This is a genomic window from Acidobacteriota bacterium (genome assembly GCA_003225175.1).
In the GTDB taxonomy this organism is placed as follows: Bacteria; Acidobacteriota; Terriglobia; order Terriglobales; family Acidobacteriaceae; genus Gp1-AA112.
In genome coordinates, this window is sequence record QIBA01000028.1 from 150,736 (window position 1) to 161,943 (window position 11,208).

Sequence of the window (11,208 nt, forward strand, 5' to 3'; positions counted from 1 at the left end):
AGGCTGCAAACTGCCGTCACCAATAATTCAGCGACATGTTATGGACCCAAACCGAATATGGATCCGACGTCGCATTCCCGTTCAATTGAAAGTGCACTCCGAAGTCTCCACTGGTGCCTGTGATCGGTTGAGGATCGAACGACAAGTCAACCGAGTAAACCTTCCCATCCATGGAAATTGAGATGAAGTGAGCTCGCCCATTGACGCGCTCATACTGCATCTGAAGCTGGACGTGCTTCGACGGCGCCGGCCGCGTGCAAGGCGCCGATGTACGCGTCCACTGCTTATTGGCGGAATCCCAGACCTGCCAGATGCCGTCTCCGAACGAGCATTGCGTCGAAAACTTGTACCACTGTCCGTTCAGAAGCTGGTTCACGTTGTACTCGATTCCCCAAGACGCCGCCGGGTTCTCAATGTACTGATCGAGACTCAGCACGAAATGTGAGAGCGCGGGATTGTTGCCAAGACGCTTCCACCATAATGCATGACTCCACGGATCACCCTGCCCGATGGAGAACTGCGTACTGCCGGATTGCGGGTAGGAGAGTCCCTGCGTCATGGAATAGGTGACCACTCCTCCGCCAGAGCAGGTGTCACACGAGTTCCATCCTGACATCTGTTCAATGTTGGAGATCGTCGTACCGCCAGGAGCAGGAGTCGGATCTGGAACCGGTGTAGGTGTCGGAGTAGGCACTGGTGTGGGAGTCGGAGACGGCCCGGGATTGACGATTGAAGCAGGCTCGGCGCCTGTGAATGCAGAAGAAACTGAGCCGGCACATCCGGAAATGCAGAGTACGACAGCGAATAACCAACCACCGCAGAGTGCGTGCATGAAACGACGCATAGCTGGCTTCTCTCACGGCTGGGGGAGGGCCGCACTTCACGATAATTGTGCAGTTCTCTCGAGTGGATAAGGTGAGCCTTGTAACTCCACCAGTGATTTGCCCTAACCGGGGATTAGGGTGGGTATCAATTTCAGAAATGCTACATTGCGCGAGCACCAGCGCATGGGCGCTTCATTCGGGACTGCCGTACTTGCGAATACTGAGCGCGATCGGCAATCCGACGCAGAACATGTGAATCACGATTCCAACCATCATCATTCTCAGCGAGAAAGCCGATCTCCTCGCCGCCGACAGAGGGATAACCACTCGCTGCATGAAGAAGTAGACGGCAATGCCGTATAGAAATCCCGTTGCCACCGCGTGCTTTGTCAGAAAGGACATGAAGCGGCTAGCAACGAAATACACCGTTGCTGCACCAAATGCGATCACGAAATGCAGGAACAATCCCAGGGCAGCTGTTGGCAGACCGCCCTGGCGCGCACTGGGGCCCATCACTCCAGTAGCAATACCCTGCAGAAGGGGAATTGGTTTGGCGCCAAGGAAGCCGTAGACGATGAACGCTGCCGTAATGTCGAGGATCCCACAGGAAAACCCTGCCCACAGAATCGCGCGCAGAGCGCTCGGTTTGCGAATAGGAAATGCGGCGGCGGCGGTTGTGCTCATTGTCGCTCCGATTCGAAGGGCTCTACTCTGACGGGTCGAATGGGGAACATCAACAGCAAATTGCTTTGGCGGCAACTTTGTGGGGACTAGCCGTTGTAGTCAGAAAACCTGGTGGGCCCGGAGGGATTCGAACCCCCAACCAAGGGATTATGAGTCCCCTGCTCTAACCGTTGAGCTACAGGCCCTGAAAGTAGCTTCGACAAAAACCGCTATAAGCAAGTCTCGCATAACGGTCAGGTGCACACCATCCTGTGTCAGAAGCTCGAAGCGTTTTCACGATCTAAGACTCATTTGGGTGTATGCTTGGGCCGCCAAAAACGGGATACGCACAATGACCCAAACCTTCGCCATCGCTATCGGAGGCGCTGCCGGTCAGGGTGTGGCGACACCCGGCGACATCTTCGCGAAAGTCTTCAGTCGTCGCGGTCTCCACCTGAACGCCTACAACGCTTATCAATCCATCATTCGTGGCGGACATACGTTCCTGACCATCCGAACAGGTCCAGATAAGGTCACTAACATGGGCGATCGGATCGATCTCCTGATTCCCTTGAACCAGGACACGATGGATCGTCACTTCGGCCTTCTTTCCGCAGGAGCCGCCTGCATTTACAACAGCGATACGATCAAACCGGGGCGGTCAACAGATGGCGTCCAACTCTGCCCCCTTCCCGTTTCGAAACTAGCTGACATTAGCCGCAATAAGGTGGCGCAGAACACGCTCGCGGTAGGCGCAGGGCTGAACATGATGGGCATCGGCTTTCAGGCTCTGGAAACGATGCTCATTGAGCAGTTCAAAAAAAAAGGTGACGCCGTGGTTGCCGAGAATATCGCGATAGCGCGAACCGGCTACGACTATGCCTCGCAGAATTTCAAGCCATTCGATCCGCCACTACCGATGACCGAGAACCGCTATGCCGTGCCCAGCGGAAACATGGCCCTGGCGATGGGTGGTGTGGCTGCTGGTGTGAAGTTCTACTGCGCCTATCCGATGAGTCCATCCACCGGAGTTCTGCACTGGATGGCTTCGCACGCGCGCAAGGCCGGGGTGATGGTTCGCCAGGTCGAAGACGAAATCGGCGTGGTGAATATGGCCATCGGCGCTGCCCATGCGGGCGTTCGCGCTATGTGCGCAACTTCCGGCGGCGGATTTGCGCTGATGAGTGAAGGTCTCGGTATGTCGGCGATGATGGAGACTCCAGTCGTAGTGATCGACTGCCAGCGCGCTGGTCCGTCCACAGGAGTGCCAACCAAGACCGAACAAGGCGATCTATGGCAGATGCTCGGCGCAGCCTTCGGCGATTATCCGCGAGTCATCGCGGCTCCCCTGGATATCGGAGACTGCTTCAAGATCATTCCAGAGATATTCAACGTTGCCGACCGCTTCCAGTGTCCGGGGATTGTGCTCTGCGATCTCCTTCTGTCGGAAGGAAGGCTCAGTGTCGATCCGAAGGATTTGGACTTTAATCCTCCCATCGATCGCGGCGAGCTGATTACCAATGGCAACGGAGCCACTGGATCGAACGGCACAAACGGAAACTACAAGCGTTATCAAATCACCGAGAGCGGTATTTCGCCGCGTGCCGTTCCGGGAGTGCCCGGTTACATCCATACCGCCGCAACCGACGAGCACGACGAAGACGGCGTGCTGATCAGCGACGAGTTCACCAATCCCATCAAGCGTCGCGCCATGATGGAAAAGCGCATGCGCAAGCAGACCGGCATTGAGGCCGCGGTTCCGCCGCCGCAGCTACTCGGTCTTCGCGATGCCGAGGTCACGCTGATCGGCTGGGGATCGACCTATGGCGTGATTGGAGAAGCCTGCGAATTGCTGAAGGAGCAGGGAATCTCGGCGAATCAACTCCAGATCCGCTGGCTCGTGCCACTGCACGGTGCAGCCATCATCGACATCCTCAAGGATTCGCGGCACACCATCATCGTGGAAAACAACTACAGCGGGCAATTCGCTCGTTACCTGCGCAGCGAGACCAGCTTTGTGCCCGATGGACACATCCGTAAATACGATGGCGAACCTTTCATGCCGCACCACATCGTGGAAGCGGTGAAAGAACAGCTCGCGGGCAAGAGCAAGCTTTCGGTGCCCGCGCACGAAATCATGGTTTAGGAGAAGAGAAGATGGCGACTGCCATATTGACGAGTAAGCCGCTAACCATGGCCGACATGAAGGGAAAGGTGGATCCGGATTGGTGTCCGGGATGCGGCGATTTCGGCGTGCTCGCCGCGCTGCAAAAAGCCTTAGTCGAACTGCAGATCCCAAGCCACAACGTGGTTGCGATCAGCGGCATCGGCTGTTCGTCGAATCTTCCCGGTTACATCAACACTTATGGGATGCACACGCTACATGGACGCGCTTTGGCCGTTGCGACGGGCGTGAAGCAAGCGAATCACGAACTGACAGTGATCGTGACCGGTGGTGACGGAGACGGCTTTGGTATTGGCGGCAATCACTTCGTCCACACCATGCGACGCAACGTGGATCTCCTCTACATCGTGATGGACAATCAGATTTATGGGCTTACCACCGGCCAGACTTCTCCTACCAGCCGCCTGGGCATGAAAACAAAGAGCATGCCCTTCGGCAATATCGAGGCTCCGGTGAACCCGATCACGATGGCTCTCGCCGCCGGCGCGACGTTCATCGCCCGTGGCTTCAGCGCGGAACAGAAGCACCTCACCGAGTTGATCAAGCACGGCATCGAGCACAAGGGCTTCTCGTTTATCGATGTCTTCAGCCCATGCGTTACTTACAACCACGACAACACCTATCAGTGGTTCCGTCCACGGGTGAAGAAGCTCGAAGACGACACAACCTACGATGCGACGGATTGGACGGCCGCGATGGAACGATCAATCCTGTGGGGAGAAGAGATCCCAATTGGGAAGTTCTTTGAACGCACTGACCTGCCGGCGCTGCATGCTGCCGAGCCGGTTCTTAACGATGGTCCGTTGCTTCATCAGGATCTGCGATTGCCTGCTGAGGTGACGCGAGGATTTATCGAGGAGCTGATGTAGCCGGAGTGAGGCGGGGAAGAGCGAACACGAATCCGACCGTGTTTTCAGAACTAATGTAGCCCTATCAGGTGGAAGCCCCCGACTTCTAGTCAGGCGAGCGAGGCTTTTCAAGCCTCGCGACGAGTATCTCGCGTTTCATGAAATGCGCGCTGGCCTCAAAGCCCAGCGCTAACGCGCAATTCTCTTTGCTTCGCGTTCCTCCGCACTGCTTAGAAAGCCGTGCTTCCCCCGACTAGAAGTCGGGGGCTTCCACCTGAATAACGGGGCTACATTGATTCTGAAAGTGCTTTAAACATTGGAAGCGCACGAAGCGGTCTTCGCTTATTGCCGATCGCTAATTGCTTATCGCTGCTTTTTCAACGCTCTCTTCTGCAGATGTGCGCGCATTTCGCGGCCGAATTGGGTTCGGTTAAAGACAACTTGCTGCACGATACCAATGACGTTTCCCGCTGCCCAGTAGAGGCTTAGACCCGCAGATAACTTCCAGGTGAACACGCCGAGGAGGAGAGGCATGGTGAACTGCATCATCTTCTGCTGTGCCGGATCCATTCCCGCTTGTGGCGTGATCTGTTGCATCAAGAACATAGATACAACGAATAGGATCGTGAGCACATGCGAGGGGCTGGCGAGATCGTGGATCCACAGCCATCCTGCTTGCCGGAGCTCAATGGCGCTGGCCAGCATGGTATAGAACGCCCAGAGGAAAGGCAGTTGCAACAGGTTGGGCAGACATCCGCCGAGTGGGTTTACGCCCTCACGCTTGTAAAGCTCCTGCAGCTCGCGATTCTTATCTGCCTGGCGGGGATCGGTGAGCTTGTAGCGTTTGTACTTGTCGTTGATGGCCGTGACTTGCGGCTGCAGCTTCTGCATCCGCATGGCCGACTTGATGGTCGAGATGCGCAGCGGCAATAGAGCCACGTTGATGACCACGGTCAGAACCAGAATTGCCCAGCCGTAATTTCCAGTCCAGTGTTCGAAGGTCCAGCGCAGCCAGAGGAACAGCGGCTTGGCGAAGAACGAGAACGTGCCAAAGTCGACCAGCTTCTCGAGCGTTGGCCCATTGGGCTGCGGCGAAAGACTGGCTGGCGTGGCATAGGAGCGAATGTCGGAAATTACATCGAGCGCCTTCGGCCCCACAAAAATGCGCTCGCTTGTCGGGCTGCCCGGAGTGCCGGCCGCAATTCCCAGAAGAGGAACCGCTTCCACATCATTCGAGTCGCGCTTCTCAGGATTCTTGGGAATCCGAATTTCTTTGTTGAGTGTGACCGCGGCGACGTGGTCTGGATCGTCCGGAAGGAAAGTTGCGGCGAAGTACTGATCGACCACGGCTGCCCAGTTGAACGGTCCATTGATCGTCCCGCCACCGCTTACCTTCTTCAATGCGATCCGGTCCACCTTATCGTCGCGATCGATATCAATGCGGGCTGCAGCGTAGGAGGGCGCTTCTGTTTGGTCGCCAAATCCCGCCGGCCACGCGGGATAGGCCGTCAGGTACGAACCCTTCTGAATGACCGATGTTTCAATCCGGACCTCGTAGCTGTGGCTGAAGGTGAACTTCTTTTTGACGGAAACATCGCCGTCGGAGTACTCGAAGCTAAGAGTCCGGTTCTCGCCCGAATGATCTTCTGTCGCGACGTACAGAATGTCCTTATTTAGTTTTTTGTTGAGAGATTCGTCGTAAGTAAACAGCGAGAGCGGATAACCGTGCTGTGGAGCTGCAATGCTGTTTACCAGCTCCAGCGGCTGGCCATGCTCATCTTTGTACTTCTTCAAGACCCATGATTTCGCCAGTCCCCCGCGATTGTTGAAGGTAATGCGATAGAGATCATTCTCAATGACGGTTGGACTTTCAAGTTCGGCTCGTCTGGCTGCCTCCGTGCTTACGGGCTTTACGGCTGAGCCTGCTGGTGTGGTTGGCAGGATCGTAGGCGCGGCACTCTGCTCCGAAGTTCTCTGAGTTTGTTCCTGCCGCTGCGCAGGCGCCGGTGGCTTGTAGTACTTCGAGATGACTTGTTGGGTAATGAAGATGACGACGAAGGTAAGAGCAAAAGTCAGTAGCAGCCGTCGCTCTGAGCCTGGCTCCTGATTGGGTGCTTGGAAATCGTTCAACGTAACCTGCCAATAGTTTGCTAAGTTCTAAGGTCGAAGCTGCTCGTGATATGGAGCGTGGGGCACCGGATCGTATCCGCTGGCGCCGAATGGATGGCAACGTAGCACTCTGCGAATCGCGAGCACTCCACCGCGCCACCAGCCACGTTCGATTACGGCCTGGGCTGCATATTCCGAACAACTCGGACTGAAACGGCACGAATCGCCAAACACAGGCGAGATCCATAGCTTGTAGAAGCGAAGCAGGACCTCCATCGTGCTCTTGCGATTCGCGATCTCTGTGAAGAGAGTAATCACTTGCTTAAGACTTTCTCGCCGCCAAACGATCCGATTTGGTCGATCGATGCAACGCCCGGTCAATTTTGTTACTGCCAACCGTTGCTTTTTGTTCCACAACATCGAAGGCGCGAGCAACTTCGGCCGAGAGCTGCGTGAATTCCATCTCCAGTGCAGCTTTTTTTGGATTAATCACGACGTCCACAGGACGCGTGAGTCGTGCAAGATTCTGCGTGACTGCCGCTCGCACTCTACGCTTAATACGATTACGGACGACGGCTTTTCCCATTACCCGACCAACCGTGATCCCGACTCGACTGCTGCGTGGATTTCGCTCCGCTTCTCCCGACGTTTTAGGCTGTACAGTCTCTGGCTCCGTGCGCAGCAGATAAAACGCCGTAAGTGCCTGCGAAAAGTGGCGTTGTCCGCAGCGATACACGACTTCGAACTCGGCATGCTTGCGTAATCGATGCTCACTGGGAATCGACATCGGGCTTACATCCTCCACCGGGCCTCGCCCGGTTCACCTTCACAATCGTTTGGAGGATGATGTTGAGAGGGAAACGCGGTCAGAACTCGCGATTACTCGCGGAATCCGGGTTTTACGGAAACCCGCTTGCGTCCTTTTGCGCGGCGACGGGACAGCACCGCCTGGCCCGACTTGGTCTTCATACGAGTCCGGAACCCGTGGGTCTTACTCCGCCTCCGGCGGTTGGGTTGAAATGTGCGCTTCGGCATCGAGCAATGCACTCCTGGCTAAAAATGTTTGCGCTGAGCAAACCTCAAGTATATCGGAGCAGTGCAGTCGCGGCAATTTGCGCGGAGCACTCGCTGGGAGCAGCGCATCTGTAGACTGGCGCTTTATAACTGTGACGAAATGGCGATCTGACTGATCAGGCTCGTGATTTCGAATAACATCTGAGCGCAAGGATGGACGTATGGCTGCTCAAACGCAATTCCCTTATGACACTCGACTGAATGTCCTATACAAGCCCCTGGAACTAATCGACGAGAAGGCGCTTTCCGACGCAGCTCCGCATAAGTGGTATAACCAGACGCTCTGCCAGGTAAACGCGTCCGTAGTGAGAGTTGGAGTGGTCGAGGGCGAGTACCACTGGCACAAACATGACGACGATGACGAGTTCTTCTACGTCGTCGAAGGCAAGTTGCTTATCGATTTGGAAGAGCGCGTCGTGGAGCTCGCGCCACGTCAAGGATTCGTTGTACCAAAAGGCGTACTTCACCGAACGCGAGCACCGCAGCGCACCGTTATCCTGATGTTCGAGAACGCAGGGATTATTCCGACCGGGGACTGACGCACTCGAGATTTGGCGAGTCATGTCTTGACAATCCACGGCTGTGTGGTAGCAGGGATTGTAGGCAGTCGAGGAAAAGATGTGAAATCGAGAGGTCCAATTCAGCTTCGAGTGTCGAATGTGAATGCGGGGTGCCCTGCAAGCGCCGATATAGTGGTTGATCGGGCAGACGGCGGCCAGCTCCACGGACGAGATGGCGTAACCCTGAGGAAAATTCGGGGTAACCCCGTGGAAAAGTCGGCGTTACCCCGTGGAAAACTTGGGGTTACCCCGTGGAATTCTCGGGGTATGAGAGACCCCATCCAGGCGCTTTCGCGATGAAATAATCGTTAGTAAGCACGTCATTTGAAGGAATTTATGGCAGCACTGAAACAACCGATTGCGATTTATCACGAGCATCCGCACTGGTTTGAGCGGCTATTCGCCGAACTTGACAGGCGAGGAACACCCTACGAGCGCATTGACGCGACACGTCATCACTTCGACATTGAGCCGAACGGTAATCGGAAATATTCGCTGGTCTTTAACCGGATGAGCCCATCCGCCTACACGCGCGGTCACGGACACGGGATTTATTACACGGTCAGCTATCTCGAGCACCTGGAGCGTCTGGGGACACGCGTCATTAACGGCGCGCGCGGCTTTCGATATGAGATCTCAAAAGCCTCCCAGCTATCGTTATTGCACTCGCTTGGATTGCCTTACCCGCGAGCACGCGTGATCAATCATCCGCAGGAAGCTTCAGCCGCAGCTCAGGGGTTTCGTTTTCCCATCATCGTGAAGCCGAACGTTGGCGGCAGCGGCAAAGGCATCGTGCGCTTTGATACTCCGCAGGCGCTCGAACAGGCTTCCCGTAATGGGCAGTTCTCGTTGGGACTCGACAACACAGCTCTAGTGCAGGAGTTCATTCCGGCGCGCGACGGACACATCACGCGCGTCGAAGTTGTCGGCGGCAAGTATCTTTATGGAATCAACGTATATATCACCGGAGAGACCTTCGATCTCTGTCCTGCCGACATCTGCAAGACCACGGGCGGCGTGGAGCTGAATCTCGCAACTTGCGCCGTCGAAGCTCCCAAAGCGGGACTGCGCGTCGAGGGCTACACGCCACCGCCGCAGGTAATCCAGGACGTCGAGCGCATCATGCAGACTGCAGGCATCGACGTAGGCGGCATCGAGTATGTGACCGACGACCGCGATGGCCAGCTCTATTACTACGACATCAACGCGCTGTCGAACTTCGTCTCTGACGGACCGCGAGTGATCGGCTTCGATCCCTTTGTGAAACTGGTCGATTATCTCGAAGCCGAAGCCCAGAAATCCGCGCAGAAGGAGGCGGTAGCGTAATGCGACACGGATATTGGCTTCCCGTTTTTGGCGGATGGCTGCGCAACGTAGACGACGAGAGCATGCAGCCGACGTGGGAATACGTCAGCAAACTGGCGCGACGTAGCGAGCAGATTGGCTACAGTCTGACGCTGATCGCTGAGCTCAATCTCAACGACATCAAAGGCGTGGACGCGCCGGCGCTCGATGCCTGGTCCACAGCCGCCGCGCTCGCTGCGGTCACGAAAGAACTGGAGTTGATGGTCGCGGTCCGGCCAACATTTCATCTGCCGGCGCTGCTGGCGAAGCAAGCAGCCAACATCGATCACATTAGTAACGGCCGGGTCTCGTTGAATGTCGTGTCGTCCTGGTGGGCAGAAGAGGCGCGCAAGTTCGGGGTTCATTTCGAGCAGCACGACGACCGCTACGCGCGTACCTCGGAGTGGCTCGACATCGTCGACACCGCCTGGAAGCAGGATCACTTTTCCTATTCCGGGAAATACTACTCGGTCGCTGACACCGTCGTGCAGATCCGCCAGACCGGATTCGGGAAAAGATCAACGATCTCGCCGCACGTCGAGAGAAATTCGGGCTCGGTCCCATGAAGTATGGTGTTGCGGCTTATGCCATCGTGCGCGACAGCGAAGCTGAAGCGCAGCGCGAGCTGGCCCGCATCACAGATGTGAAACAGAGCGCCGCCGGATACGGAAACTATCAGCAGTGGCTGGCCAACACCCAGCTTGAGCAGCGCGTCTCGCTCGAGGACTATTCAGTCTCAAATCGGGGACTACGCTCAGGACTCGTGGGCACGCCTGAACAAGTGCGCGAGCGCGTCGCAGAGTTCGAAGATGCGGGAGCCGACCTGCTGCTCCTGCAATTCAGTCCACAGCTGGAAGAGATGGAGCGGTTCGCCGCGCAGGTGATTGGGAATTCAGCTGCCAGCTTCCAGCTGCCAGCGTCCAGCGAGACTGTGGCTCGGGCGGTGAGTTAGGCAGCCCAAGAGCATGGACCACAACTTGTTCAGGAATTCACGTAACCTATTGAATTCGCAGCATCTAACCTCTAGGCGGGCAAGCCTTCAGGCCGTATAATCGCGGCTTACCTTTCCTCCTCTCGCTCGTCTATCGGAATGCAAGCACGGGATTTAGCCCAATCGCGCAGGCCGATAAACCAGGAGAAGAAATGCCAAGTCTAGCCGCAGTGGCGGGCGGCCAAATCGCCCTCGGCTGTGATACACGCATGGCGACCGCAGGTCAGGCGCGGGGAGTGAAGGCTAGAGAGGACAGCTCTGTCTCGACCGCGATTGCGGCGAGCGGTCCCATGGTGAGCCACACCCTCAACCGCGTCAACGATGCCGACCTCATACGCGAAGCGCAGCGCGGCTCGCGCACTGCGTTCGAAGAGCTCGTGCGTCAGTACGACCAGGCGGTGTTGCGGCTCGCGTTGCATCTGACCGGCTCTGAGGCTGAGGCCCAGGACATCTACCAGGAAGCATTTCTTAAGGCCTATCGTCATCTCGGCAATTTCCGCTTCGAGTGCTCCTTCTACACCTGGATGTACCGCATCGTGACAAATCTCTGTCTCGATCATTTGCGCAAGAAAAAAACGCGGCGCGAAGATTCGCCTGTCATGGTCGATGC

The 11,208-nt window shown here is 56.4% G+C and carries 11 protein-coding genes, 1 tRNA gene and 1 pseudogene; 6 read left to right on the forward strand and 7 right to left on the reverse strand.

Features of this window, described 5'->3' with window-relative positions:
- Positions 1 to 16: 16 nt before the first annotated feature.
- The 3 genes from DMG62_01710 to DMG62_01720 all read right to left on the reverse strand — a co-directional run bounded on the left by DMG62_01710 (position 17) and on the right by DMG62_01720 (position 1,693).
- Positions 17 to 844: a hypothetical protein gene (locus DMG62_01710; protein ID PYY24829.1), complete on the reverse strand. Its 828-nt coding sequence runs from the start codon at positions 842 to 844 to the stop codon at positions 17 to 19.
- A gap of 172 nt (positions 845 to 1,016) precedes the next feature.
- A complete protein-coding gene (locus DMG62_01715; GenBank protein PYY24830.1) occupies positions 1,017 to 1,508 on the reverse strand; it encodes a hypothetical protein in 492 nt (163 codons plus the stop codon).
- A 109-nt stretch (positions 1,509 to 1,617) separates the two neighbouring features.
- A tRNA-Met gene (locus DMG62_01720) sits at positions 1,618 to 1,693 on the reverse strand.
- 146 nt (positions 1,694 to 1,839) lie between these two features.
- On the opposite strand from DMG62_01720, the gene DMG62_01725 reads away from it, so the two are divergent.
- Positions 1,840 to 3,633: a 2-oxoacid:acceptor oxidoreductase subunit alpha gene (locus DMG62_01725; protein ID PYY24831.1), complete on the forward strand. Its 1,794-nt coding sequence runs from the start codon at positions 1,840 to 1,842 to the stop codon at positions 3,631 to 3,633.
- Between the two features lie 11 nt (positions 3,634 to 3,644).
- Complete coding sequence (locus DMG62_01730; protein ID PYY24832.1) at positions 3,645 to 4,541, forward strand: 2-oxoacid ferredoxin oxidoreductase; 897 nt, start codon at positions 3,645 to 3,647, stop codon at positions 4,539 to 4,541.
- 342 nt (positions 4,542 to 4,883) lie between these two features.
- Here the strand turns inward: DMG62_01730 and DMG62_01735 are convergent, their stop codons facing one another.
- From DMG62_01735 to DMG62_01750, 4 genes are all read right to left on the reverse strand, one after another.
- A complete protein-coding gene (locus DMG62_01735) occupies positions 4,884 to 6,650 on the reverse strand; it encodes a hypothetical protein (protein ID PYY24833.1) in 1,767 nt (588 codons plus the stop codon).
- Positions 6,651 to 6,677: 27 nt separating this feature from the next.
- Complete coding sequence (locus DMG62_01740; GenBank protein ID PYY24853.1) at positions 6,678 to 6,905, reverse strand: membrane protein insertion efficiency factor YidD; 228 nt, start codon at positions 6,903 to 6,905, stop codon at positions 6,678 to 6,680.
- Positions 6,906 to 6,951: 46 nt separating this feature from the next.
- Positions 6,952 to 7,416 (reverse strand): ribonuclease P protein component, encoded by a 465-nt coding sequence (gene rnpA / locus DMG62_01745; GenBank protein PYY24834.1) that lies wholly within the window; start codon positions 7,414 to 7,416, stop codon positions 6,952 to 6,954.
- A gap of 92 nt (positions 7,417 to 7,508) precedes the next feature.
- Positions 7,509 to 7,664: a 50S ribosomal protein L34 gene (locus DMG62_01750; protein ID PYY24835.1), complete on the reverse strand. Its 156-nt coding sequence runs from the start codon at positions 7,662 to 7,664 to the stop codon at positions 7,509 to 7,511.
- Between the two features lie 200 nt (positions 7,665 to 7,864).
- On the opposite strand from DMG62_01750, the gene DMG62_01755 reads away from it, so the two are divergent.
- The 4 genes and pseudogenes from DMG62_01755 to DMG62_01770 form a co-directional block, all read left to right on the forward strand.
- Complete coding sequence (locus tag DMG62_01755) at positions 7,865 to 8,242, forward strand: cupin domain-containing protein (protein ID PYY24836.1); 378 nt, start codon at positions 7,865 to 7,867, stop codon at positions 8,240 to 8,242.
- Positions 8,243 to 8,599: 357 nt separating this feature from the next.
- Positions 8,600 to 9,589, forward strand: coding sequence for a hypothetical protein (locus DMG62_01760; protein ID PYY24837.1), 990 nt, complete (start codon positions 8,600 to 8,602; stop codon positions 9,587 to 9,589).
- Positions 9,589 to 10,559, forward strand: a pseudogene (locus DMG62_01765) (alkanesulfonate monooxygenase). Before DMG62_01760 ends, DMG62_01765 begins: the two are co-directional and overlap by 1 nt.
- A 248-nt stretch (positions 10,560 to 10,807) precedes the next feature.
- The coding region (locus DMG62_01770; protein PYY24854.1) for an RNA polymerase subunit sigma-24 at positions 10,808 to 11,208 on the forward strand (401 nt) is incomplete at its 3' end.